21 protein-coding genes and 1 tRNA gene are annotated in these 25,685 nt (G+C 60.4%); 9 read left to right on the forward strand and 13 right to left on the reverse strand.

The window, feature by feature from the left end; all coding sequences use genetic code 11:
• Positions 1-5 precede the first annotated feature (5 nt).
• The 4 genes from ACIU1A_RS20415 to ACIU1A_RS20430 all read right to left on the reverse strand — a co-directional run bounded on the left by ACIU1A_RS20415 (position 6) and on the right by ACIU1A_RS20430 (position 5,920).
• Positions 6-1,142, reverse strand: a complete 1,137-nt coding sequence (locus ACIU1A_RS20415; protein WP_404925124.1) for an ABC transporter permease — start codon at positions 1,140-1,142, stop codon at positions 6-8.
• A complete protein-coding gene (locus ACIU1A_RS20420) occupies positions 1,143-2,150 on the reverse strand; it encodes an ABC transporter permease (protein WP_140686535.1) in 1,008 nt (335 codons plus the stop codon). It abuts the gene before it with no gap.
• A 111-nt stretch (positions 2,151-2,261) separates the two neighbouring features.
• Positions 2,262-4,343 carry an ABC transporter substrate-binding protein gene (locus ACIU1A_RS20425; protein WP_140562211.1) on the reverse strand — a complete coding sequence of 694 codons (2,082 nt, stop codon included), beginning with the start codon at positions 4,341-4,343 and terminating at the stop codon, positions 2,262-2,264.
• A 110-nt stretch (positions 4,344-4,453) separates the two neighbouring features.
• Entirely contained in the window at positions 4,454-5,920 is a 1,467-nt protein-coding gene (locus tag ACIU1A_RS20430; RefSeq protein WP_404925125.1) for an alpha-glucosidase/alpha-galactosidase, read from the reverse strand.
• A gap of 211 nt (positions 5,921-6,131) precedes the next feature.
• Between ACIU1A_RS20430 and ACIU1A_RS20435 the strand changes: the two genes are divergently transcribed.
• Positions 6,132-7,040, forward strand: coding sequence for an AraC family transcriptional regulator (locus ACIU1A_RS20435; RefSeq protein ID WP_181167335.1), 909 nt, complete (start codon positions 6,132-6,134; stop codon positions 7,038-7,040).
• A 37-nt stretch (positions 7,041-7,077) separates the two neighbouring features.
• On the opposite strand, the gene ACIU1A_RS20440 is transcribed toward ACIU1A_RS20435, so the two are convergent.
• The 5 genes from ACIU1A_RS20440 to ACIU1A_RS20460 all read right to left on the reverse strand — a co-directional run bounded on the left by ACIU1A_RS20440 (position 7,078) and on the right by ACIU1A_RS20460 (position 13,354).
• The gene (locus ACIU1A_RS20440; RefSeq protein ID WP_404925126.1) at positions 7,078-9,105 is read right to left on the reverse strand and encodes an aldo/keto reductase; all 2,028 of its coding nucleotides are present in this window, start codon (positions 9,103-9,105) and stop codon (positions 7,078-7,080) included.
• Between the two features lie 35 nt (positions 9,106-9,140).
• Entirely contained in the window at positions 9,141-10,220 is a 1,080-nt protein-coding gene (locus ACIU1A_RS20445) for an ABC transporter ATP-binding protein (protein ID WP_404925127.1), read from the reverse strand.
• 8 nt (positions 10,221-10,228) lie between these two features.
• Complete coding sequence (locus tag ACIU1A_RS20450) at positions 10,229-11,065, reverse strand: carbohydrate ABC transporter permease (protein ID WP_404925128.1); 837 nt, start codon at positions 11,063-11,065, stop codon at positions 10,229-10,231.
• The gene (locus ACIU1A_RS20455; protein ID WP_404925129.1) at positions 11,062-11,922 is read right to left on the reverse strand and encodes a carbohydrate ABC transporter permease; all 861 of its coding nucleotides are present in this window, start codon (positions 11,920-11,922) and stop codon (positions 11,062-11,064) included. The genes ACIU1A_RS20450 and ACIU1A_RS20455 overlap by 4 nt, the downstream gene beginning before the upstream one ends.
• A 160-nt stretch (positions 11,923-12,082) precedes the next feature.
• Positions 12,083-13,354 (reverse strand): extracellular solute-binding protein, encoded by a 1,272-nt coding sequence (locus tag ACIU1A_RS20460; protein ID WP_404925130.1) that lies wholly within the window; start codon positions 13,352-13,354, stop codon positions 12,083-12,085.
• Between the two features lie 104 nt (positions 13,355-13,458).
• On the opposite strand from ACIU1A_RS20460, the gene ACIU1A_RS20465 reads away from it, so the two are divergent.
• The 3 genes from ACIU1A_RS20465 to ACIU1A_RS20475 all read left to right on the forward strand — a co-directional run bounded on the left by ACIU1A_RS20465 (position 13,459) and on the right by ACIU1A_RS20475 (position 15,994).
• Positions 13,459-14,331, forward strand: a complete 873-nt coding sequence (locus ACIU1A_RS20465; RefSeq protein WP_140501013.1) for a helix-turn-helix domain-containing protein — start codon at positions 13,459-13,461, stop codon at positions 14,329-14,331.
• A 172-nt stretch (positions 14,332-14,503) separates the two neighbouring features.
• A tRNA-Phe gene (locus tag ACIU1A_RS20470) sits at positions 14,504-14,579 on the forward strand.
• A gap of 212 nt (positions 14,580-14,791) precedes the next feature.
• Entirely contained in the window at positions 14,792-15,994 is a 1,203-nt protein-coding gene (locus ACIU1A_RS20475; RefSeq protein WP_404925131.1) for a tyrosine-type recombinase/integrase, read from the forward strand.
• A gap of 490 nt (positions 15,995-16,484) precedes the next feature.
• Here ACIU1A_RS20475 and ACIU1A_RS20480 read toward each other — a convergent pair whose 3' ends face one another.
• Together ACIU1A_RS20480 and ACIU1A_RS20485 are read right to left on the reverse strand one after the other, a co-directional pair.
• Positions 16,485-17,405 carry an HNH endonuclease signature motif containing protein gene (locus ACIU1A_RS20480; RefSeq protein WP_404925132.1) on the reverse strand — a complete coding sequence of 307 codons (921 nt, stop codon included), beginning with the start codon at positions 17,403-17,405 and terminating at the stop codon, positions 16,485-16,487.
• Between the two features lie 38 nt (positions 17,406-17,443).
• The gene (locus ACIU1A_RS20485) at positions 17,444-18,073 is read right to left on the reverse strand and encodes a DUF262 domain-containing protein (RefSeq protein WP_404925133.1); all 630 of its coding nucleotides are present in this window, start codon (positions 18,071-18,073) and stop codon (positions 17,444-17,446) included.
• A gap of 798 nt (positions 18,074-18,871) precedes the next feature.
• On the opposite strand from ACIU1A_RS20485, the gene ACIU1A_RS20490 reads away from it, so the two are divergent.
• Both ACIU1A_RS20490 and ACIU1A_RS20495 read left to right on the forward strand, forming a co-directional pair.
• Positions 18,872-19,072 (forward strand): hypothetical protein, encoded by a 201-nt coding sequence (locus ACIU1A_RS20490; protein WP_404925134.1) that lies wholly within the window; start codon positions 18,872-18,874, stop codon positions 19,070-19,072.
• Positions 19,073-19,088: 16 nt separating this feature from the next.
• Positions 19,089-19,613, forward strand: coding sequence for a hypothetical protein (locus ACIU1A_RS20495; protein WP_404925135.1), 525 nt, complete (start codon positions 19,089-19,091; stop codon positions 19,611-19,613).
• A gap of 26 nt (positions 19,614-19,639) precedes the next feature.
• Here ACIU1A_RS20495 and ACIU1A_RS20500 read toward each other — a convergent pair whose 3' ends face one another.
• Positions 19,640-20,437: a hypothetical protein gene (locus tag ACIU1A_RS20500; RefSeq protein ID WP_404925136.1), complete on the reverse strand. Its 798-nt coding sequence runs from the start codon at positions 20,435-20,437 to the stop codon at positions 19,640-19,642.
• 149 nt (positions 20,438-20,586) lie between these two features.
• Between ACIU1A_RS20500 and ACIU1A_RS20505 the strand changes: the two genes are divergently transcribed.
• Complete coding sequence (locus ACIU1A_RS20505) at positions 20,587-21,189, forward strand: HNH endonuclease (RefSeq protein WP_404925137.1); 603 nt, start codon at positions 20,587-20,589, stop codon at positions 21,187-21,189.
• Between the two features lie 555 nt (positions 21,190-21,744).
• Here the strand turns inward: ACIU1A_RS20505 and ACIU1A_RS20510 are convergent.
• On the reverse strand, positions 21,745-21,990 hold the full coding sequence (locus tag ACIU1A_RS20510; RefSeq protein ID WP_404925138.1) for a hypothetical protein: 246 nt from the start codon (positions 21,988-21,990) through the stop codon (positions 21,745-21,747).
• A 249-nt stretch (positions 21,991-22,239) separates the two neighbouring features.
• Here ACIU1A_RS20510 and ACIU1A_RS20515 point away from each other — a divergent pair, with 249 nt between their 5' ends.
• Complete coding sequence (locus ACIU1A_RS20515; protein ID WP_404924724.1) at positions 22,240-23,457, forward strand: IS110 family transposase; 1,218 nt, start codon at positions 22,240-22,242, stop codon at positions 23,455-23,457.
• A gap of 1,035 nt (positions 23,458-24,492) precedes the next feature.
• A complete protein-coding gene (locus tag ACIU1A_RS20520) occupies positions 24,493-25,668 on the forward strand; it encodes a S1C family serine protease (RefSeq protein WP_404925139.1) in 1,176 nt (391 codons plus the stop codon).
• The last annotated feature ends 17 nt before the right edge of the window (positions 25,669-25,685 follow it).

The raw sequence follows: 25,685 nt of genomic DNA on the forward strand, positions 1-25,685 counted from the left end.
CCACCTCAATAAGGATCGACGGCGTCGCGCAGGCCGTCGCCCAGCGCGTTGAAGGCAAAGACGGTGACCAGCACGAAACCGACCGGCGACAGTATCCACGGATAGGTGCCTATGACGGAGTAGGTCGCGGTGTCCTGCAGCATCAGCCCCCAGGAGATCAGCGGCGGTTTCACCGCAAAGCCGAGAAAACCGAGGAAGGATTCGAGCAGCACAACCGTCGGGATCGCCAACGTCACCGCGACGATCACATGGCTCATCACATTGGGGAAAATGTGCTGCATGATGATGCGCCGGTCGGTGGCGCCCACCGCCATGGCGGCACGTACGTATTCAATGCGCGCAAGCGCCAGCGTCTTGCCGCGCACCTCGCGCGACATCTGCGCCCAGCCCAGCGCCGACATCACGATGATGACGAAGGCGAGGAAGACGTTTGTGGGCGCGGTGACCGGGATCAGCGTCGTCAGCGCCAGATAGAGCGGCAGCTGCGGGAAGGCCAGCACGAGTTCGACGAAGCGCTGCATCCAGACATCGAACCGACCGCCGAAATAGCCGGAAGCCATGCCGACCGTAGTGCCGATGACGGTGATGATGAAGACCACCGTCAGCGCGATCATCAGCGAGACTCGCGAGCCGTGGATGGCGCGCGAGAGCACGTCGCGTCCAAACTTGTCGGTGCCGAGGAAATGCACCGGCTGGCCGTCCATCGAGCCGAAGAAATGCCGGTTCGCCGCAATGAGCCCGAAGAGCCTGTAGGGCGCACCCTCGACGAAGAAGCCGAGCAGTCTTGGATGATCATAGTCGGGGCCGACGATGGGCTGGAAGGTGACCGGATCGAGATCCGCCGAATCCGCCAGCGCATAGACCCGGGGCCGGGCGACGAAATTGCCGTCCCTGTCGTGGAAAACAGGGGTTTGCGGCGGCGCGAAGGCGACATCGGTCACCTTCGGGTCCATCGGCGCCAGGAACTCGGCGAATACCGCCATGAGGATCAGCAGCACGACGAGCCAGAACCCCGCCATGCCGGTCCAGGAGCGCTTCAGCCGGCGCCAGACGAGCGCGGTGTAGCTCTCGTTGCCGCGCGCGGGTCTCTCGACGGGTCCTTCGGCCGGCAGCGGCGGTGGCGATGTATTGCGGGCCAACATCTAGCTCTCCCCGAACTGGCGCACGCGCGGATCGAGCAGGACCAGCAACATGTCGGCGATGATGTTGCCGACGATCAGCGTCGCCGACAGCACCATCATGAAAGTGGCGGTGACATAGACGTCGCCGACCGCCATCGAGCCGACGATCGCCGGGCCGACGGTCGGCAGCGCGAAGATGATCGCCGTCTCGATTTCGCCGGTCAGCATGTAGGGCAGCACCACGCCCTGATACATGACCAGCGGATGCAGCGCATTGGGCACGGCGTGTCGCATGACGACGGCGCTGCCGGTCAGCCCCTTGGCTCTGGCCGTCTCGACATATTGCGCATTCAGCGTGTCGAGCAGATTGCCGCGCATGACGCGCATGTTGTAGGCGAGCCCGCCGAAGGTGGCGATCGCGACCACCGGCCAGACATGCTTGACCAGATCGACGAACTTGGCCCACGACCATGGCGCACCGCCATATTGCGGCGAGAAGAAGCTGCCTATCTCCGAGACGTTGAACTGGAAGACCAGGAGATAGACGATGATCAGCGCCATCAGGAAGCGCGGCACCGTCATGCCGAGGAAGGAAATGGCCGAAAGTGTCGAGTCGATCCAGGTGTATTGCCTGGTTGCCGCCCAGATGCCGAAGGTGATGCCGAGCACCGAGGCGAGCAGATGGCACACAAGCGCCAGGATGAGGGTGCGCGGCAGGCGCTCGCCCACGACGTCGGCTACCGGCTTGTTGTAGTAGAGGCTGTAGCCGAAATCGCCGCGGGTGACGATGCCGCCGATCCAGTTGAGATACTGGACGGGCAGCGGCTTATCGAGGCCATGTTCGATCCGGTAGGCGTTGGCCTGAGCGTCGGCTTCGGCGAAGGAAGCGCCTCCCTGGTTGATCAGCTGCGAGCGGATGTAGTCGGCATAGTCGCCGGGCGGTGCCTGGATGATGGCGAAGGTGACGAGGCTCAGTATGGCAAGGACCGGGATTGCCGACGCTATGCGCATGAGCAGAAATCGCAGCATGGACGGTCGCTTCCTCGTCTTACCGATCGCGTCTTTTTGGTGCGTTCGGAGGTTGCCTTTGTCCGGCCGCGCCAGCGGCGCGGCCGGAGGTCTCAGTCAGGGGAGGTAAACTTACATCGGGCCCTTGTCTCCAGGCTTGCCGGGCAGCTCTTCCGGGAACAATTCGTATTTCGCCTGCTTGTCGGCCGCCACGAAGACCCGCTCGCGGATGATCGAATCCTCTGCCCAGTTGAACATGTAGATCGGCGTGCCCCTTGGAACGTTGGAGAAGCGTTTGTTGACGATCAGCGCACCGGGATATTCCGTCAGGCCGACATTGTAGACGTGCTCCGTCGAAATCTTCTGGAAGTCTCTCATCAGGGCGGCGCGCTGGTCATTGTCCTCAGACGTGACAAATTTGTTGACGATGTCGACGAGGTCCTTCTCGAAGGGCATCAGGTCGACCTCGCCGCTTTCAGGTGCGCGGTGATCCCAGCTGGTCTTGGGGCCGACGGGAGCGAGCTGCACGGTGTTCTGTACGACGGAGGTCAGCTCCTGGTCGTTGCGTCGGATCAGCCAGTCGAAACGCCCGGAATATTGCGAGGCATCGCGCTGGGTGCCGTTGAGACCGTTGAGCACGATCCGCAGCCCGAGTTTCTCCATCTGCGCGACGACGCCTTCGGCGAGGCTCTTGTCGGTGCCGTAGTCATTGTTGACCAGCATGACGATCTCGACATTCTTGCCGCCGGCCGTGCCGGCCGGGAAGTTCACGAAGCCGTCGCCATCGGTATCCTTGAGGCCGGCCTTGGCGAGTTCGGCCTTGGCGCCCTCGAGGTCGAAGGGATAGTAGACCGTCGACTTGCGGTCATAGAAGCTGGTGCCGGAGGACAAGCCGCCGGGGTAGATGGCGGTGAACGGCCCCTTGACCAGGGAGTTGCCCAGCGCCTTGCGGTCGAGCGCCATGGTAACCGCCTTGCGGAAATCCTCATTGCGGTTCAGCTCGCGAATCGCCTGACCGCGCTCGTCCGGGTTGCCCCAGCCATTAGCGGAAAAATTGAGGCGCAGATTATAGCCGATCAGCCGTGGACCGAACGCCAGGCGTGCAGGCGCATTCGCCTCCGCGGCCCGCTTCAGCGAGGCGACGAAGTTCTCCGGCTGCTCCAGATTGGAGAAATCGCCCGAGCCGGCCACCGCCTGGACATCGCGGTCGGCCCAGGTGGACAGCTTGTAATGTAACTCGTTGAGGTAGGGCAGCTGATTGCCCTTCTCATCGACCTTCCAATAATAGGGATTGCGGCGCATGACGATGATGTCGTCTGGCCGGTATTCAACCGGCACCCAGGCGCCCATGACCGGCATGTTCATATATTCCGGCGGGAAGGCGTTCTTGAACTGGTCGTAGGTGTTCTTCGAGTATTTCGGATGTTGCGGCTTCAATATGTGCGCGGGGCCGGGGCAGAAGGTGCCGTAGGCCATCGCGTAAAGATACTGTTTCGGGAAGGCCTCCTTGAAGGTCCACTCGACGGTGTAGTCGTCGACCTTCTTGAGCGTGGTGCCGACCCCGAAGGTTTCCTGGGTGGCACCATTGAGCGGCGAGACATTGGGATCGACGACCTCGTCGTCCCAGTAGAACATGACGTCGTCTGAGTTGAAGGGCGCGCCGTCGGACCATTTGGCACCCTCGACGAGGTGCATGGTGAGCTTGTGGCCATCCGCCGACCAGTCCCAGCTTTTGGCGAGGTTGGGCAGCGGTTCGGTGTCCTTGGCCTCGACCTGGAACAGCGGCGCGGTCCGCGTCAGGCATTCGGACAGGCCGATATCGATGCCGCCCCATCCCTGCGTCTGACCGGCGCCGTAGTTCCAGCCTTCCGGCCGCCCGCCGATAACGTGGCGCATTGTATCGCCGTAGACGCCGATGCCATCAGGCATGTTGCCCGTCTTGAAAACCAAGGGCTCCTTCGGCAGCCTGTCTTTCACCGGCGGCAGCTTGCCGGCCTTGACGTATTTCTCGGTCACCCAGTCCGGCTCGTGATAGTCGGGCAGCGCCTTGAACTCCAGGATGGAGTCGCGCGGCACATAAGTGATCTTGCCTTCGGCCGGAAACGCCGCCGGTACCGGCGGGACCGTCGGCTCGGAGGCGAAAGCGTTAAGCGCCGGGACGGAGACGCCCAGCGCCAGTCCCGCGACCATGCCAATGCTGCGTAGGTTCCTCATTGTCTCCTCCCTCGTGTTCGGACGTTTTGTTTTGCTGCTGCTCGTCTTCTGCCCGGACGGCGACCGCGGCGGACCTGTCTCCCGCAGGCCCGTCGCCGCCACCTGGGTTTTCAGCCGGCCTGCTTCAGCGCGGCCTTTTCGGCGCGCAACTCCTCGATCGAGCGGACGCTGCGCCAAGCGGCGCCCGCCCATTCGCGGGTCTTGACCCTGGATTTCGACAACCTCTCTTTTGCCGCCGGAACGGCGTGCGCATATTGCGGCAGCCAGGCGGCTTCAGCGACGACCATTTCGTCGACCATCTGCCAGACCTCCTCCGGTGTCGATACCGCACCAACCAGCGGGTCATGCAGCACGGCAAGCTTGAGCAGGTCGATGTCGCCGGATATGGCGGCATGCACCGACATGCGCTGGACATTGATCGAGGATATGCAGGTCGCGGCACATGCTTCCGGCAAGGTGATGCCGGCCGCCATGTTGATGCCGAAGCGGTCGACGAAGCCGGGCGATTCGACGATGGCGTCCTGCGGCAAATTGGTGATGACACCGTCATTCTTGACGTTGAAGTGGCCGCGATAGACGCGGTTGGTCTCCAGCGCCTCCAAGATGTGGCTGGCATGCTCGTTGGAGCGTTTTGACGGATCGATCGGCTTCGACGCCGCTTCGAGGAATTGCGGATATTCCGTCTCGAACCAGTTGCGGGTCTCGGTGGAATAACGGAGATAGCCGCCCGTCTCGCCATGGATCCAGTCGGACATGTCGATCCAGCGGGTGATCTCGTCCGGACGCTTGCGGTACCAGGGAAGATACTCGGACAGGTGGCCGTTGCTTTCGGTCGAATAAACGCCGAAGCGCTTCAACACGTCTATGCGCAGTTTCTCCTGCCTGGAATAGACCGGATGCGCCTCGAAGGCGGCGACCAGCTCGTCCTTGCCGATTTCGCGACCGTTCAGGCGCAACTCGATGAACCAGGTCTGGTGGTTTATGCCGGAACAGACATAGTCGAGCTCCCGAGGCGACTTCGCGCCCAGCACCTCGGCGATCTGCTCGGCGCCGTGCTGGACGCCGTGGCACAGCCCGACCGTGTCGACCTTGCCGTACTCGATCGCCGCCCAGGTGTTCATCGCCATCGGGTTGGCATAGTTGAGGAATTTCGCATCGGTCTCGGCGACATCGCGTATATCCTTGCAGAAATCGAGGATCACCGGGATGTTGCGCTGGCCATAGAGGATGCCGCCGGCGCAGATCGTGTCGCCGACGCATTGGTCGATGCCGTATTTCAAGGGGATCCTGATATCGTCGGCATAGGCTTCGAGGCCACCGACCCGCACACAGCTGATGACATAACGAGCGCCCTCGAGCGCCTTGCGGCGGTCTGTCGTCGCCGTCACCTTGGTCGGCAATTTGTTGGCCTCGACGATCCGGTCGAGGATCGCCTTGATCATCTGGAGATTGTGCTCGCTGACATCGGTCAGCGCGAATTCGATACCCTTGAATTCCCGCACGCACAGTATGTCGGTGAACAGTTTCTTGGTGAAGCCGACGCTGCCGGCGCCGATAATAGCGATTTTGAAACTCATCACCTTCACCTCGATCCGATCGGATGCTAGGCAAGGAGCAGCAAGGGAGGATATGGCCACACGCCAAGGCGCGCGTGCCAATCGAGCCGAATTCCGGCTTTTCTCCTCCCGCCCGCTCCTCGACCGCGGGTTCTTCACGTTCTTCGGGGATGGATTATGCGCTTATTCGCGAGCGCGGCCAGAGAAGGATTATGCTTTCAAGGGTAATTTTGTGCTGCGGGATCTGATCGCCAACGGACAGTCGATGCGCACGATCTCGCTGCCGCGCGGTCGCCAGCGCCTGCATGCCATGCCGACGAGCACCGGCTACGAAGTGCGCGAAGGCGAAATCTATGATTGGGACGGGCGCAAGCGCGGCCAGACGCCATTCACCGTGCTCCAGCACACGATCAACGGAAGCGGCCGGCTTCGCTATGAGAACCGCGACTATCGCCTGCAGCAGAACGACACGCTGCTGGTGCTGGTGCCGCACAACCACCGCTACTGGCTGGCCAAGGACGAGCGCTGGGAATATTTCTGGATCTCGATGAATGGCGAGGAGGCGCTGCGCATCCACAAATCGATCCTCGACGTCTCGGGTCCGGTGTTCCGGCTGCAGCCGGAGACGATCGATCATCTCGCCGATTGCAGCCTGCGTCTCATCAACGGGGCCGCTGCGCCGGGGGCGGCTTCAGCGATCGCCTATGAGGCGGCGATGGCGCTCTACGACGATGTCTTCGGCTCGCACGCCTTTGCGGAGAAGCAGAGCGCCATGCAGCCGGTCATCGACCACATCAACGCCAATCTCGACAGGCCGCTGCCGGTAGCGGACCTCGTCCAGATCAGCGGCCTCAGCCGGGCGCACTTCTCGCGCTGCTTCGCCGAGAGCGAAGGCATCCCGCCCGCGGAGTTCGTACTGCAGCAGCGGCTGCAACGCGCCGCCAAGCTTTTGACCAAGGCTGACTTCCTGCCCGTGAAGGAAGTCGCCATCCTGTGCGGCTTCGAGGACGCGAACTATTTCTCGAAGGTCTTCCGCCGCTGTTACGGCATTAGCCCGGGCCAGTTCCGCACCACCGGCATGTATGCCAGCATGAGGGTTCCGGCCAGGCGCGACATCAGGGTGTCCGACGACGAGACCTGACCCCGTCGCCGTCCAGCGCAGCCTTGCATGACATGCACTACGCCGCTTGCCGGCTGCCGCCGTCCAGCCATTGGAGATCGGCAGGTGAAAGCGCGATGTCGAGGGCGCGCAAGCTGTCGTCCAGTTCGCCCAGCGTGCGCGGGCCGATCAACGGCACCGATGGGAAAGGCTGGTTGAGCACATAGGCGAGCGCAATATGGATCGGGCTCTTGCCCAGCCGCGCGGCAAGTTCGATCGCCCGGTCGCGGCGGCCGAAATTGCGCTCCGAGTACCAGACCCGCACCAGTTCTTCATTGTCGCGCCGGTCGCGCCCGGCGCGTTCGGTGAAGAAGCCGCGCCCTTGGCTCGACCAGGCGAAATTCGGCATCTGCCGGGTGGTCAGCCAGGCCTTCCAGTCATCGGTGGAGGAGGTCACGCAACCGGCCCAGATCGGCTCCAGCATTTCAGCCAGCGAGAAGTTGTTGGAGAGCGCACCGGGCTTTTGCTTGCCGGTGCGCTCGGCATAGGCGATCGCCTCGTCCATGCGCTGCATCGTCCAGTTCGAGCCGCCGAACGGGCCACGGATGCGGCCTGCCTTGACCTCGCGGTCCATCGCATCGACGAATTCTCCGACGGGCACGTCCGGATTGTCGCGATGCATGAAATAGATATCGACATGGTCGGTTTGCAGGCGGTCGAGCGACTGGTCGAGCTGCTTGCCGATCACGTCGGGATAGCAGAGCGGGGAATGCGCACCCTTGGCGATGACCACCGATTGCTCACGCACGCCACGGTTCTTCAGCCATAGCCCAAGCAGCGTCTCGGTGTAGCCGCCGCCATAGACATAGCCGGTGTCGAACAGATTGCCGCCTGCCTCGAAGAAGGCATCGAGCAGGATCGAACCCGAGGAGAAGGTGCGGAAATCCTCGAAACCGAGCGCCACGACCGAGGCCGGCTTCGACAGGCCCGGAATGCCGCGCTTGGCGATCGCCGTGCCGCCGGGGCGCAAGGGCCGGCCGGAGATGGTGTTGGTGCGCAGCGGGGCCTTTTCGATCTCGTATTCCAGCCCCACGGCCGCGCGCCATCTGTCGAGCACGCGCAAGGTGCCGAGGCTGTCGGCCCAGGCCATGCCCGGCCAGGCGAACTCCTGCCGGCCGGCAAGGATGGCGTCCCCGGCGGCGTCGACTTCGAAGGAATAGACGTGACGCTTTTCGTTCACGCTGATGGTTTCGCGCACGCCGTCCGCGCCGATCACATTGATCCGGCCGAGGCCGACATCGCGGTCGCCGCCGGCGAACCAGAAATCCGGCACTTCGATGCGGCCCCTGGTACCGAAAATCCTGAGCACATTGTCCTGGTTGAGCGAGATGCTGCAGGAGACCTCGGCGAGGATGCCACCTGGAAAATGCAGCAGCGCGGACGCCCATTCGTCGACGCCGGACTGGCCAAGATGGGCAACGCCGGTCACCTTGTCCGGCTCGAGGAACGGCTTGCCGGCCGCGGCGCCGGCAATCAGCCGCGCCATCGAGACGGGATAGCCGCCGACGTCCAGGATGCCGCCGCCGGCGAGGTCGTTGGCATAAAGCCGGTGCTGCGGCATGAAATCAGGCATGGCAAAACCGAAGCTCGACTTGATCATCCTGATCTCGCCGATGACGCCGGATTTGATCAGTTCCACCAGCTTCAGCGTCTGCGGGTGCAGCCGGTACATGAAGGCCTCGCCGAGAAAGGTGCCGGCCTTGCGCGCCGCATGCATCATGGCGTCGGCCTCGAACGCGGTCAGCGCCAGCGGCTTTTCGCACAGCACATGCTTTCCCGCGCCCGCCGCCCGGATCGCCCATTGCGCGTGGCCCGGGTGCGGGACCGAAATGTAGATCGCGTCGATTTCCGCGTCAGTGAGCAATGCTTCGTAGCCCTCGAGAATGCGCGCGCCGGGAAAGCTCTGCGCCAGGCCCGGCTTGCCCGGATCGCGCGCACCGATGGCGACCAGCTTTCCGTTGCGGGAGCCGGCGACGCCGCCGGCGAAGGCCTTGGCGATGCTGCCCGGGCCGAGAATGCCCCAGCGGATGGGCGTGGTTGCAGTCATTGTCATTCTCCTTGCGGGATGGGAAGGGCAGCCGATCAGCGCAGCCGCAGCCCTTTTTCGTCGAACAGGTAGGATTTGCGGATGGATACGATGATCTCTGATGTCTCGGGGACCTTGGCCGCGTCGCGCTGGATCACCACGTCCTCGCCATTGGCCGTTCTGGCGTAGAGAAAGCTCGTGCCGCCCAGGTGCTCGACCACATCGATGGTGACGGCAAGATCGGCGTCGCCTTCTCCGGCGCTGCCAAAATGTTCGGGCCGCACGCCAACGATGACCTTGCTGCCGATTGCGGGCGCGGCGCCCGTCAGCGGCTGCGTGATGCGGGTCTTCTCCTGGCCAGCGAGTTCCACCAGGACGCCGCGCGCATCGCAGCCGACCACGCGGCCCTTGATGAAATTCATCTTCGGCGAGCCGACGAAACCGGCCACGAACTGATTGTCGGGATTGTCATAAAGATCGAGCGGGCGGCCGATCTGCTCGACATGGCCGCCGCGCAGCACGACGATCCGGTCGGCGAGCGTCATCGCCTCGGTCTGGTCGTGCGTGACATAGACCATGGTGGTGCCGAGCTCCTTGTGCAGGCGCGAGATCTCGACCCGCATCTGGACGCGCAGTTCGGCGTCGAGGTTGGACAGCGGCTCGTCGAACAGGAACACCTGCGGCTCGCGCACGATGGCGCGGCCGATGGCAACGCGCTGGCGCTGGCCGCCGGAGAGTTTCTTCGGACGGCGCTCCATCAATTCGCTGATGCGCAGGATCTCGGCCGCCCGTTTCACCCTGCGGTCGGTGTCGGCCTTCGGATTGCCGGTCATACGCAGGCCGAAGGAGAGATTCTGCTCCACGTTCATATGCGGATAGAGCGCGTAGGACTGGAACACCATGGCGATGCCGCGGTCGGCCGGCTCGACATCATTGACCACCTTGCCGCCGATGGCGATCTCGCCATCGCTGATATCCTCCAGCCCGGCGATCATCCTGAGCAGCGTGGACTTGCCGCAGCCAGACGGGCCGACGAAGACGACGAACTCGCCATCCCTGATGTCGATGTTGGCGCCATGGACGACCTCGAAAACGCCGAAGCGCTTGACGACATTCGTGAGCGTGACGGTTGCCATGCCTACCCTTACTTGACCGCGCCGGCGGCGATGCCGACAATGAAATGGCGTTGCAGCAGCACGAACACGATCAGCATCGGCACCGTCAGCATTACCGCGCCCGCCATGATGCCGCCCCACGACACTTTGGTGAGGCCGATCAGCGTGCCGAGCGCCACCGGTGCGGTCATCGCGCCGGGCTGGCTGTTGATCAAAAGCGGCCAGAGATAATTGTTCCAGGACGCCAGGAACAGAATGATGCAAAGGGCGGCCAGCATCGGCCGCGCCAGCGGCAGCGCGATGAAGACGAAGATGCGCCACTCCTTCACGCCTTCGACGCGGGCGGCATCGAACAGGTCATCGGGCATCATGGAAAAGCTCTGGCGCATGAACAGGACGCCCAGCGAATTGAACAGCGGCGGCACGATCAACGCCACCCAGGTGTTGGCGAGCTTGAAATCGCGCGCCACCATGATGAATTGCGGGATCAGCACCACCGCATAGGGAAGCGTGATGGTGCCCAGGATGATGGCGACGACCAAGCCCTTGCCGACGAACCGGTAACGCGCCAGCGCCCAGCCGGCCATCGACGTCAGCAGCACTGACAGAAAAGTGTAGGTGACCGCCACCGAGACGGAGATGAAAATCGCGCCGACAAAGTCGGTGTCGCGCTGCAGGTTGTTGAAATTGTCCACGAAATTGCCGTGCGGCAGCAACTCGATGCCGGGGCTGAAGATGCCGTTGTCCGGCATGGTCGAGAACACGATCATCATCCATAGCGGAAACAGCCAGATCAGCGCCAATGGCGTGAGGAAAAGATGCAGCAAAAGGCTGCGCTTCAGCCTGGCCGAGGCGAGCGAGCTCATTTCGGTTCCCTCATCAGCCACAGTTGCACCAGGGTGATGGCGATCGCCAACCCCGCCATGGTGTAGGCGACGGCCGAGGCGTAGCCGAAATTGAGCGACCGGAAGCCCTGGCGATAGAGCAGCAGGCCGAGCGTCTCGGTGCCGCCGCCCGGTCCGCCGCGTTCGGTGATCAGGAACGGCTCGGTGAACAGCTGCATGGTGCCGATGATCGACAGCACGGTGCAGAACACGATGACCGGCTTCAACAGCGGCAAGGTGATGAAGAAGAACTGCTTGAGCTTGCTGACGCGGTCGAGCGTCGCCGCCTCGTAGACGTCCTCGGGGATGGACTGCATGCCGGCCAGAAGGATGATGGCGTTGTAGCCGGCCCAGCGCCAGGTGACCGCGATCATGATCAGCGCCATGGCCGGCGTGACATTGGAGAACCAGTCGATCTTGGGCAGCCCAACGCTGTTCAGGAGCTTGTTGATGATGCCGAAATCGAGGTTGAACATCAGCCGGAACACCGCGGAATAGGCGACCTCGCCGACCACCACGGGAGCGAAGAAGGCGAAGCGGTAAAGTCCTCTCGCCTTCAGGAGCGGCGAATTCAAAAGCACGGCCATCACCATCGCCAGCGCGATCATCACCGGCACCTGGATGACGAGGATGAGCAGCGTGTTCTTCAAGGCATTGAAGAAGGCCGGATCGCCGATCAGCCGGCCCCAGTTGAAGCCGGGCGCAAAGCGCCAGGGCACGGTGCGCGTCGCCTGGAACGAGATCAGGAACGAAGAGATGATCGGCCATACCCAGAAGACGGAGAAGATCAGCAAATAGGGCGCGAGGAAACGATAGGCCGTGGCGTTGCGGTTGCGCATCGTGCTCCTCCTTCTCTCGTCGGCGTTTCAAGCTGTGGTCCCGCGCGCAGCGGCAACCGGTTGGTCGGGACATGCGACATTTCACACGTCCCGCGAGGAAGCCCCGCGGGCCGCGGTCGGGTCCGGGCGGCGCATGCCTGCCCGGACCCCGTCTCGGAGGTTATGACTTGACCGGCAGTCCGGTCGCCGCCGCGATCTGGCCGGCGGCATCGTCGAGTGCCGCCTTGGCATCGGGATAGCCGCCGGCGAGATATTTGGTCTGCACCGCGCGCATGATGATCTCCGCGTCGCTCTGGAACTGCGTGCCGCGGCTGGGGACGATCTTGGGCAGGGTGGCGAGGATGTCCTTCCACACCGCCTGGCCGCCCCAATAGGGCAGGCCTTCAGAGACGTAGGGGTCGTTCAGCGCCGAGACCAGCGAGGGAACGAGGCCGAACTCCTTCAGCATGGTGATCTGCCCCTCATTGGTTTCGAGCGTGTATTTCAGGTACTCGTAAGCCGCTTCCTTGTTCTTCGACCCGGAAGTGATGGCCAGCGACGACCCGCCGAGATTGGCGGCGCGTGGCCCGTCGGCGGTAAGGCTCGGCATCAGGTAGACGCCCCATTTGCCGTTTTCGCCGGCCGATTCGGTGCGGATGGTGCCTTCATACCAGCCGCCATAGACCTGGGTGGCGACGGTGCCGGCGGTGTTGTTGGTGATCTTGGTGCCCCAGTCGGCCGAGGAGATGACGCCGGCGTCCTTCATCTCCTTGATCTTGGCCAGCGTATCGATGCATTTCGGCTGGTTCACCGTGATCGACTGGCCATCCTCGGAGAAATAGCCGCAGCCCTGTTCATTGGAGATCATGCGGAAGAATTCGGTGTCGCCGTTGAAGTCGGCGTTGGTCATCGTGACGCCGGGATTGGCGGCCTGCATCTTCTTGCCGGCGGCAATGAAATCGTCCCAGGTCTTGATCGACGCCGGATCGACGCCCGCCTTTTCGTAGAAGTCGCGGCGGTAGAAGGCGGCGACCGGGCCGGAATCCCACGGCATCGCATAGGCCTTGTCGCCGACTTCGAGCTCGGTGCGCTTGAAATCGGGGAATTTCGCCTGGTCCTCGGCGCTGTAGCCCAGCGTGTGCAGGTCGACAAAGCAATCGGGAAATTGGCTCCAGTAATTCTCGGCCTCGCCGTTCTCGATAGTGACGACATCAGGCAGGCCGACGCCGCCGGCGGCGCATCCGGCGATCGATTTGTCATAGGTCGGCTGGTTGCCGAGATCCTGGACGGTGACCTTGATGTCAGGATGCAGCTTGTTGAACCCGGCAATCGTCGCCTTCAGCGACGAGGCGGCGATGTTCCAGCTCCAGATGGTGATTTCGCCCGATTGCGCGAAGGCCGGGGCTGAGCCCAAGGCAAGCGCGAGCGCGGCGCAGGACAGTGTGATGCGCATTGAAATCCTCCCATTTCATTTGCTCTCTCTGCGAGCCGGGCTAGACTATGCGGCGCGGAAGGCTTGTCCCCGACAAAGGGAATACGAAATTGGCGGAAAGTAAGATGCCGGACCGGCCGTTTTACCAGCCTGGCGCCAGCAGCGTGGAAGGAATGCCGCTGCTGTTGCAGATGTTCCACACCGCTCCCCTGGTGATGCTCAAGCCGCATTGGCATGCGCAGGTCGAGGTGAACTTCATCGTGCGCGGCAGCGTGCATTACCGCATGAACGACCACGAAATCTCGCTTTCGGCCGGTGAGATGTGTCTGTTCTGGGGCGGACTGCCGCACCAGATGGACGATTTGAGCGACGACGCCATCTATGCCGGCGCGCATCTGCCGCTGGTGCATTTCTTCCGGCTGCATCTGCCGGCTGACATACGTCACCGGCTGATGACGGGTGCCACGCTGGTGACCAGCGCCACCGATCAGTCCGACAACGATAATTTCGACCGCTGGAACCGCTACGCCCGCTCCGGCGACCCGGCCAGGGCAGAGCACGCCGTCAACGAACTGTTGCTGCGGCTGGAGCGGGTACGGTTCGAGCCCTACAGGCTGGTGCCGGAAAACGCGGCCGGACAGGAAGCGGGCAGCCCGTTCGACCAGCAGTCGTCGCGCAATGTCGGGCGCATGTGCGATTTCATCGCCGAGAATTTCCTCTACGACATCGATTGCATGAACATAGCGGCGGCCGCCGACCTCCATCCCAAATACGCCATGAGCATCTTCAAGAAATCGACCGGCATGACGCTCAACGAATATGTCAACCTGTTGCGGCTGAGCTATGCGCAGGCGCTGCTCATGCACCAGGACGCCAATGTGCTCAGGGTCGCGATGGATTCGGGCTTCGGTTCGCTCAGCGCCTTCAACAAGTCGTTCCGGAAGCTCGCCGGCATGACACCTACGGATTTTCGCAAGGGATTGGCGGGCGCCCGATAGCGGCGGCGAGGCGCGGAAACCAGCGGATCGGGCGGCACTTCTTTTCCTGCCGGAAATCCACATCTGGGCGCTGGACAGGCCGGATTCCCATGCTATAACCCACGCGCTTTCAAGGGGACGCCCACGGCGCTTCCATGAAATCCGGAGCGCGAGTTTTCGTTAGCCGGAACAGGCCCAGATAGCTCAGTTGGTAGAGCAGCGGACTGAAAATCCGCGTGTCGGTGGTTCGAATCCGCCTCTGGGCACCATCCCCCCTTCTCCCGACAGTCTCTTTCGCCGAAGCATCTACGCTTTTGTCTCGGCAAATATCTGAAATCGTTGGTGATTTTCACACCCACGGCGCGGTTGGTCGTGTTTTGAGGGATTTCGGCGTAGCTGGTCCAACGAGGCGGAGGGCTGGTATTTTCGATGGTATTGGAGATCCTGATGGTATCGATGCAGCCAAATGGAGCTCCCGAAAATGGCGCTTTCCGACGTAAAATGCCGAAATGCCCGCCCCGCTTCCAAGCTCGTGAAATTGTCTGACGGTGGCGGGCTGCAGCTTTGGGTTCAGCCTACCGGATCTCGCCTATGGCGCCTCGCCTATCGTTTTGGCGGCAAGCAGAAGCTTCTGGCGTTGGGCAGCTATCCCCTCATCTCTCTCGCTGAGGCACGCGAGGCGCGCGATACCGCCAAACGTCTCCTCCTACGTGGCATCGACCCGGCACAGGAGCGCAAGTCTCAAAAGGCTTCGGCAGAGGACACCTTTCGCTCAATCGCAGAGGACTACGTCGACAAGCTGAAGAAGGAGGGACGTGCCGACCGGACCATCACTAAAGTCAAATGGTTGCTAGACTTTGCCCATCCAACGTTTGGGGACAAAAGCGTTCGGGAGATTGATCCGGCCACAATTCTTGCCGCTCTCCGCAGCGTGGAGGTTCGCGGTCGATATGAGTCGGCCAGGCGATTGCGCTCCACCATCGGCAGCGTGTTTCGATATGCAATCGCAACCGCACGCGCCGATGTAGATCCGACGATCGCCCTGAGGGGCGCACTTGTCGGTCCGACGGTCACGCCGCGTGCCGCCGTTACCGAGCCTAGGGCCTTGGGAGGCTTGCTGAGGGCGATCAATGCATTTGACGGACAGCCTACAACCCGAGCCGCCCTTAAGCTGATGGCTCTGCTGTTTCCCCGCCCCGGCGAGCTGCGCGCGGCCGGATGGGACGAGTTCGATTTCGAGAGATCCGTGTGGAGCATCCCTGAAGGACGCATGAAGATGCGACGGCCGCACCGCGTACCTCTTTCCAGGCAGGCCGTCAGCGTCCTGACCTCACTTAGAGAAATCTCTGGTGGTGGATCGCTTTTGTTTCCTAGTGTTCGATCCGGTTCGCGTCCGATTTCCGACAACACGCTCAACGCCGCCCTGCGCCGTATGGGCTACGGCAAGGAAGAAGCTACCGCGCACGGTTTTCGGGCAACGGCATCAACTCTGCTAAACGAATGCGGAAAGTGGCATCCGGACGCCATAGAGCGGCAGCTGGCCCATGTTGAGAACAACGACGTTCGTCGCGCCTACGCCCGGGCAGAGCACTGGGAAGAGCGCGGCAAGATGATGCAATGGTGGGCCGATTATCTTGATGATCTCGAGAGCAAAAACGCGCGGTTGAAAATTACCGGCGGTTGAAGACCGCTAAAACTGGGCCACCTATGGTCTGGCGAACCCAGTGACTGCGAGAGGGTGAGCCCTCCCGCTTTCGGGACATATCACCACTGCCTTCCAAGTGAAGCAGTATTCTGACTGAATTCGGCCCATGGATGGCGGGAAGTGAAGGTGAGCTTTGCGCCCAATATCGGACATTGCGGACTGTTCTGCAGGTTCCTAATAGCAGACGTCACAATTCCTTTGAATTGCCGACAGTGTGAAATAGGACTTTCGCACTGAGCCTATTTCCTTCGAAATTGACCGAGCCCGCAGCTTTCCATCTTCAATGAGAATGTAAGCCGCGAGCCTCTAGGGTGCTTTTCACGTTTGCCGGGCAGTGGAGCGTGTGGGTTCCCGGCAGGTGCCTGACCCTGCGGTGGGCTAACGCCCTGCTGGACCTGGTCGGGCAGAGAAGCGGCGCAAGACCTTCCTAGCTACTGACTGCGGCTTGGCTGGACGGGTGGAATGGTGATCAGTTTTTCATCGAATCGCAGATCGGATGGGTTATCTGCGCGTTTGTAAATTCGTTGCCGCCACCCTCGCGAACACGTTGCTTGTGGTCGATATGCATCGAATTCTTGTGTACCATGGCGCCGCAGAGACCGCATTTCGGGGCACCAGCAATCGCTGCTCCGATAAACGTCGCTGATTTGGTGCCGCGGTTAAATCCTGTCTTCTTCTCGCTGTCCTCGCTTGACCCTCTGAGCAGAGGTGGCTTGGCGGGAAGGAGATACTGAAAGTTGGGGTCTTCGGCGAATTTGGCGAGGATATCGGCGTCGGACTTCCCGTTCTGGAATTTCGCCATCACGGTTTGAAAATAAAGGACCAGTTGCGGAACGCTGCGCTCCCCGGCGCCGAACTTATGGACCGTAAGGCTCACATGTTCCTTGTGGTTGAGAAGGAAAAGCTCGAACGGCGCCCGCGCTGCAAGGTATTCCCTGACTTTCCCGCCGAAAATAATCATTTCGATGAACCGGGACGCTGCAAAGAATGCGGACGGCTGGAAGGCGCCGGTCCGGCTGTAGAAATAGACGACAGGATGAAGCCCGAACGATCCCGGCGTGTCGCCGGTGATGCGCTCCACGAGCTTGCTAGTGCTCTCAAGATATTTGATCGTTTCGGCGCCATCGGTCTCATCCGGAAGACCGGGTTCGGATTTCCTCTTACCGTCCGGCACAGAAACCCTATTGACCTGGTTCACCAGGTCGAAAACGAACGGCAGGGCGTTGTAACCCTTGCCCGCCACCGGCAGGTCCAGGGTGCGGACTGGGCCTTCATCAATCGGCGGTTCGTACAATGCCTGATAGACCGCCTTGCCAAGCTCTTTGGTCCGTTCCTGCTTCTCCGGGCCGAAAGGCGACCAGTATTGGTGGCCGGTGCCCGCCCGCGTCACAGCCCGTGCTGCGATGGCGCTCGCGGATTTCCTAGATCTCAGGATTTTTTTTCGGTCGGATTGATCGGCGTGGCAGCTTCGTTGATTTTGAAAAACGACTTTTCGGCCACTAGGCGGTCGACCGTGGGAACCCACTGGGCCGTGATGTACTGGTTCGCGAGGTTGTTGAACCGGATCTGCATCGGCGGCGGCAGGACGGAAGGGTTGCTCTTTGCTCCCACATACTCGTTGTAAGCGCCGATCGATGATTTCAACGCTTTTCGGGTCCGATCGGCAATACGGCGCTGGTCGTCGGAAATACGGCCGCCAAAGAACTCCAGGGATTTGCGGCCATCGCCGTAATCGTCCAGCACCCACGCCAGCAGGGCGCTTAGGCGATGAGCGCCGTCGATTACAAAGGAATAATTGCCGGCCGACCAGAGGATGACCGCAGGAATCAGCTCGGCGTCCACAAAGGATCGGACCAGGTCCACCACCTTATCCGGCGACCAGTCGGCCGTTTCCCGCTGAAAGTCGGGCTTTCGCATCCGGGTTGCGAAAAAGTGGTTATCGAGGTGATGAATGTCGATCCGCTCCTGGCCGCTCGATCCCGGCCGTTCGCCACCACCCTCGATAAAGAAATCTTCCCGCGGTATGAGCGCGTCCAGATTCACAACATTGGTCGCCATGTACTCCCCCAAGATGAACAGCCGCTATTACCACGGCAAAAAGTATTGCCAGCCGACGGCTGCTCCCGCATCATTGAATAGCTGGAATTCACACTGCCTTACAAGACACCGCCATGCCCAAGGCCAAGGGTAACGCGATGGGGCCTTCTATCCGAAACCCTACACCGCTTGGAAGAAACAGGCGGAAGTTGACATCCGAAATCTTGCGTTTGGGGCTGGCAGGCTTGCCTTGATCGGTTCCCTCCTGCGTGCCCATGTCGATAGGGCTATAAAGGATGGCCAGGTGAGGGCCTTCCGGCACAGGCGCAAAATCGCCTGCGGATTTGACTGGTTTCAGATTCCTCGCTTTCTCTTGGGTTTCTAGCGTCCACACCGCGCCGGCGCAAAGTGTCAGGGCTGGACCAGCGCCGACGGGCCGACCGACAGGAATGCGTGATTGCGTTCCTGTGGTGTGGGCGGTTTTCGCGGCGGTCAGTGTGATCTGGCTGCACTGCCGCCGCTAGGGCCGTAATCTCGTTCAAGATGGCCCTTGCACGACTCACCGCTCGGGCATAAATATCCGACATACGAGCTTAATAACGCTCGCACCGCGTCGTTAGCCCCCTATCGAGACGGCGGGGTGATTAATCGAAACCCATAGTCACTTATAATTTCTGGCATTAATTACTCCTTTTGTTCGGTTATGCCGAGCTACCTCGATAGGGAGTGTCAGGAACTTCGAACGACCGTGCAACCGGTCGGGGAAAGTTCCTGGCTGAATCCTAGGCTTCCTCGATCTGCAGATGAGGAGCCTCAGAAATGAACGAAAAATCCCCCCTTATTCGCGCTTGTTTGGTGCTGACGCTTTTTTGCGGTGTCGGCGCTGTGCTTGTTGCGATCGCCGCCGCTACTATGCCCGCTGTCGGAAGCAATGCACTCGTCCCGCCGGTGCTGAACACGCTGGTTTCTATGTTCGGCTTAGGTGTTGCGGCGTTCTTTTTTAAAGGCTTGGACGGCTAAACGATGCGGTGCTGAAATGGTGGAAATCCCTGACAGAGCTATCCTCGGGCAATTCTCACGCGCGGTGCGGGAGATGCTGGCTGATGATGACCTGATAAGAGCCGCGCCGCAGGAGTTCTCGATAACCCCTGACTTGGCGATGAAGATGGTTCCATTCTTCCGGCAATGGAGGGTATCGGCCGAATGGACCAGTCGGGAGGGAGAGGACATGCTGAAAAAGATCAGTTGGCGGGACGATGACGGAAAGCTGCAAAGCATGGCCATCCGTCCCGACATCATCGTCCACATTCCCCACACTGAAGTGAACATCCTCGCGGTTGAGGCCAACCGCATTGGCAACAAGGACCATGCCGGCGACATCAAGAAACTGACCCTGCTGACCCGGCACGAAAGCGTCGACCCTAAATTTCACTATGGGTACAGGCTCGGAGTACATCTCATCGTGGACCTGTCGAACCGGGCCATCGTTGGTACCGACGTTTACCGAGATGGCGTGGTCGATCCCGACCTATCTGGGTTTCTGTGGCGGCTAGTGCACTAGCCTTTTGGTCGTCGCAACGTTTGGATTCAAGGCCCCGGCACAGGCATGGCCATGTAGGCGGCGTAGGCTTGTATGAGACCGATACAAACCAGAACGAAAGTGAATAGTCCCATTAGGCTCTGCTGGCGGCGATTGCCCTGGTAGCGTTGCTCCTCAAGCTCAAGTTCGGCCAGTCCCGAGAAGCCAGCGGGGAGTAGCTTGAATAGACCTTTGGCTTCGGAGAGATAGCCGTCGCTGACAAATGACTCCATAAGCAGCCGATAGTAGCGAAGCAACTCATAGCGCCTTGGATGATGGAGGCCGCGATTGCTGTGGATAATCTGTACGAGAGCAATTTCACTAATCGCAAAATCGTCTTTTTCAACCGTTCTGGCCAGGAAGATACGGAGTACGTTTAACCTGTCCTGACGCTCCAGATTGCGGCGGTTGAAGATGGCCTGAAACCCCTTGTCGATCCAGATCAGCACCCGTGGAAACCAGATGATGGCCCCGACAATGAACAATAACGCGGAGTGAGTTGTTAAAGTGTACCCCTTCAGGTAGTGGATCGACTGGAAACGGTAATCCCCCAAGTTGTTTTTGGGGATATTGACCTCTGTCCGATCTCCTGTGGTGGTATCGAACCGATAGCCGGAGACTTCCTTTGGTTTAAGGCCCCTAACCAGCACGTAGACGCCGGGCTGATCCTCCACAAGATTGATTTCGTAGAAGTTGTTTTGCAATGCTCGCGGAGGCGACGTCGGGAAGCGATTCGGCGCCGGCCGTCGCATGGCGATTTTGAGTGCGAGGCTAATGAACGCGCTTTTGATTAACTTGATGCACATGACTTACCCTTGGATTCGCCCGAACCTGTGTCGGGTGCCCCATACCCGCCGCCAGCATATAGGATCGACCTTGTCGTCGCGCTATAGTTCGATACAAGGTACTATTTGTTTGATAGGTATTGGCGGGCACTTGGGATGGAATCTGCTAATTGAAAAAAAGAGGGATCACGCCAGAAGAACGCTGGGCAGTCTTCTGTGCCGATGGTGACCATTGCTACCTGAATGGTGAACCGATCGATCTCATGTCGATGGAGGTTGACCATATTATCCCGGAAAGCCTGGAAAACGACTCGGCAAAGCTGAAGGCTGTCAGAGTCGAGTTTGGCTTGCCGGAAGACTTCGACTTGACTTCATATGAGAACTGGATGCCTGCGTGCACAGCATGCAACAACAAGAAGCGGGCCCTGGTCTTTAAGTCTACCCCAATTGTCCAGGCGCAGCTTCAGCGGGCGACTGAGAAGGCGCCTGTTTGTCGTGAAATCGAGCGCGAGACCGTAGGTAAAAGAAGACTGGCGAATGCCTTGAACGTCATCCAGCGGGCAGCCAGAGCGTCAGACATAAAACCAGATATCGTTGCGGCCTTGGTAGAGGAATTTGAGCGCGTCTTGCGCAAGCCCGAGGTCAACGAGTTCAAGCAGGAAATCGATTGGCAAGACTTCAACACTCGTCCTGGTTTTGGCCGTCCCATGAATATGCTCAGGGGATATCATATACTTCGGATTGGACCCGGTATGTCGGTACGTGTGCACTGATTTTCAGTTTTATGTTTCCGGTACTCAGTGTTATGCCTTATTCTCCCTGCAATGAACAGTAACAGGGTGCTATCGAGCAGGGCTAAAAGGCCTCCCGTTGAGCATCTACTTTCACGCTGCGTTGCCCTGCAGCCTCGATGGCTCGGTGACAGTGAACGCTGACTCTCCCTCCGAATATCGCTTAGTATTCATCGATCCCGCAGGCTCAAACTATGCCGATGCTAGGGGTGTTTGGTGTCGTGCTAGAGCATTGGCAACCATAGGAGGATATCCGGCGTCGCCTCGGCGATAGATTGCGACAGTTGGAGTTGACCGTCGGTACGTTCGTTTGAATGGTATTGCTGCGCCGGATACGAGCCGAGCGTGCCAATTTTTTACGGTGAAGCATCAACCGCTGCTTTCTACGCAATGTCGCCAGAAGCCGCCTTTCCGCTTCCGGCCCCAGAGGCGTAGTGGAGTCTATTCAGAAAAGGCAATGTGAGGGATTATATCCACGCCATTCAAGGGCAGTCGATAATGCCTCCAACTTAGATTGGAGGATTCAATGATTCCCATTCAAATCGTATTTCTCGTGGCCGTCTGCCTAACCATAGCCAGCGGAATTGCCGCCACATCGATTGTCATTTTCGGGGATACTCGCCGGAATGCCGGGCACCGGGCCGTCGCCGAGCGATTCTCACAAATCACAGTGATCGGAGCGACCGCCATTGTTGCCCTGTTGACGAATTTTCCTTCCGGATAGCCTGGCAGGGTAATCCCAGATGAAATTTTTTCGGGCGCATTAATAACCGGTATGATCATGACGGTGCCATCCGATCCCCGCTGGAGATGAGCGATTTTCGGCGTATGGTGCGACCATCCGGGACAGGGGCACCGGGAGCACGCCAAGTGCGGGCAGGCCGATGTATTCGATGAGCTGCGAGCTCGCGTTAGTAGCTGGCCGCCCCTGCGACCTGCCCGGTTGCGCCGAGAGCGCGGATCCGTAGGTGTCGCGTCGCCCGCCGCTCCCGACTGTTTGAGGAGAGGGAGCCGATGAGACGTGTGATTGGAATGGACATCCACCGCACCTTTGCGGAGGTGGTGGTTTGGGAAGACGGCCGGCTGCGCCATCACGGACGGGTCGACATGACCCGCTCGGGACTGGAAGGGTTCGGCCGCAGTTTGCGACGGACGGATGAGGTTGTCGTCGAGGCTACGGGCAACGCCATGGCGGTGGTGCGGGTTCTGTCGCCCTATGTCGGCCGGGTGATTGTCGCCAACCCGATGCAGGTGAAGGCGATCGCCCATGCCAGGATCAAGACCGACAAGATCGATGCCGGCGTTCTGGCGCAGCTCCATGCCAGCGGCTTTCTGCCGGAGGTCTGGGTTCCCGATGAGCGGACTGAGCGGCTTCGCCGCCTCGTCGCGCGGCGCAATCAGGTCGTGCGGCATCGCACGCGCGTGAAGAACGAGGTGCATGGCATCCTGCAGGCGCACCTCGTGCCGAAGTGCCCGCATGCCGATCTGTTCAACCGTCGGGGTCGCGCCTGGCTCGAGCAGCAGGTGCTTCCCGACGACGAGCGGGCCGCTATCGCCCGCCACATCCGCGAGATCGATCGCCTGGCCGAGGATTTGGCTGACCTCGATCGCGACATCGCCCGGGAAGCAGTTGATGATGTGCAAGTCCGGCGGCTTCAGACGATCACCGGCGTCAATGCCATCGTCGCGAGCGGTATCATCGCCGCCGTCGGCGACATCCGGCGGTTCCGCGAGCCGCAGAGGCTGGTGAGCTACTTCGGCCTCAATCCGCGTGTGCGCCAATCCGGTCTTGGCTTGGCGCAATATGGCCGGATCAGCAAACATGGGCGTTCCCATGCCCGCGCCATGCTGGTCGAGGCCGCCTGGGCAGCGGCGAAGGCGCCCGGACCGCTCAGGGCCTTCTTCCTGCGCATCCGCAACAAGCGTGGCCATCAGGTCGCAGCCGTGGCGGTCGCCCGCAAGCTCGCGGTGTTGATCTGGCATCTGCTGACAAAGGAGCAGGACTACTTCTGGGCTCGCCCGGCGCTGGTGGCGGCAAAGCAGAGGCAGCTCGCTCTTAAGGCTGGCGCGCCGGGCGAGCGCGGCGTCGGTCGCCGCGGTTCGGCTTACGCCTACAACGTGAAGGAGTTGCGAAACAGCGAGAAGGCCGCGGCCGAGAATGCCGAGCGTGCCTACGAGCTGATGGTTCGGCATTGGCGGTCACGCGGGCCGAAGCGGCGCACGGACGCCACAAAGGAGGAACGACTATAAGGCTGCGTGGCGGCACTCTCATCCCCTACACCACTCTTTGCCACGTGGTCGTCCGTGCCGGACAAATATAGCATAGGGAATGTGCCGGCACGACCGCCGTCTCGGTCCGCTCCAGACTGGCGCCGTACTCGACGCAGTCAAGGCGTGGCCTGGAAACCTCGCAGCCGGCCGTGGCGCCACCGCACCGGCCAGCCTTGACTGCGTCTCGACACGCTCGCACGGAAAATCCTGTGGGCCGGGACGAAGAAACAGGCTCATCTGAAGCCGAACAAAGAAACGCCAGGAGTCGAAAAAGCCGAAATCAGGCTTGTCGATGTCATCCGTAGAAACCCTCGACTTCACCGCCCGTCTGGGTGCAACAATACAGGTGGGCAGGGGTAAACATGAAGACAAGCGCATTTTTACTGTGCGCCGCCGTGTCACTCGGTGGCTGCACAACCAATTCTTCGAACGTACACAAGGACCCAACAGGAGAGAGTACACTCAATTTGTGTCGCATACTCGCCACCAACCCGGACCAAGCCTACCGGACCGAGGTCGCGAAATTACTCGTTCGACGCGGGGCATCAGCAGAAAAATGTACCAAGCTTGTCACGGCCGATAATGACGTTGCAACAGCGATAGCGATCGGTGGCGCGGCAGCCGCTGCGGGTGCCATGGCCGCCAACAATGGATACGGCGGTGGTGGATACTACCCTCAGAACTACGGGGTCGCTTGGGATCAATTCTACAACCAGTACTACCAACTCATCTGGCGATGCCGTGACCGTGCCACAGGTCGATTCGTCTACGATTCTCATTGCAGCAGCAAACCTATGAATGATTTCACATGGCCTGGCTGGAGCGCCTAATTGCCACGATCAAAACGGACCGTGACAGAGGCAACTGCTAAACTCACACATGCTGCCGTATCGCGGGCCAGCTTCCCATTCGATTCTTCTGTCAAGACGATGTTCACCGCATCGCGATGTTTAGCTTGCAGCCAAAATACATTCGCTGCTTACTGTTTCCGGGTTTTGGCGAACGGCTTGGCTGATGAAGTTGAAGATCAGAACGGTTTTGTCTGCTGTCTACATGGCGGCAGCTTTCGGGGCCGGCACACAAACCGTCCTCGCGGATGATGTCTCCGCTTCGGGGACGGGTTTTTTCGTGAACGGAAAGGGATGGGTTGTTACCAACGCTCATGTCGTGGAGGGGTGCACTACTATCAGTGTCCCGCGATTGGGGGATGGAAGCGACCTGGCTATCGACAAGCAAAATGACCTCGCGGCATTCAGGCTCGGCGATGGCGAAGGCAAGCCCTTTTTGCCGCTTCGCCGTTCTCAGCCACGGCTTGGCGAGGATATTGCCGCCTACGGCTTTCCGCTCACGGGCGTGCTGTCCGACTCTATCAAAGTCACTACAGGGAACATCAATTCCCTTGTTGGCATTGAAAATGACACACGATATTTGCAGGTATCCACTCCCCTCCAACCTGGCAATTCTGGCGGGCCAGTAGTCGATCAATGGGGATCTATCGTCGGCGTCTCGACAGCAGTGCTAGGCTCCGGTTTCACGAATGCCACCGGAATAGCTGCCCAAAACGTTAATTTTGCCATTCGGTCGAATGTGGTCGAATTGTTCCTTCAAAGCCGAGGAATCCAATTCGATGCTGCCGATCCTGCATCTGACGCAAAGCCGTTTTCCACCGCCGATCTATCGGACAAGGTTGTTCCCTCCGTCGTCCAGGTCCTTTGCCATGGCGGAGGGAAGACAGTTGCTGACACTGCCATTCCTCCCACGGCGGCCGAAGCACCCGCACCTCGATCTGAGACGTCATCCGATGCGTCCATCAAGGAAGCGGCAGTCGAGGTTGTTCGCAATTTGATAGAACGCGACGGCGGTGATGCGTCGTCATCTCTGCGCGCCGTCGCTTCTATCTATGCGGATTCCATTTCGTACTACGGAAAGCAAAAGAGCATTGCCGAGGTTCTGGCAGATAAGCGCGATTATTTCATGCGATGGCCAGAACGGAATTATCGCATACGAGATGGCTCCCTGATGGTGACCTGTACCAATGGCGCGTGCATGGTGTCGGGCATCTACGATTGGGTGGTGCGGAGCATCCCGAGAAATAAACAGGCGCAGGGTTCTGCACGGTTCAGCTATACGATCTCCCTTGGGGCTAACCCGAAAATCATTTCCGAAGCAGGAAATGTGGTGAAGCGATAAATCGTGGGCGGACGTGT

It is taken from the genome of Mesorhizobium maamorense, from assembly GCF_044998965.1.
Classification (GTDB): Bacteria; Pseudomonadota; Alphaproteobacteria; order Rhizobiales; family Rhizobiaceae; genus Mesorhizobium.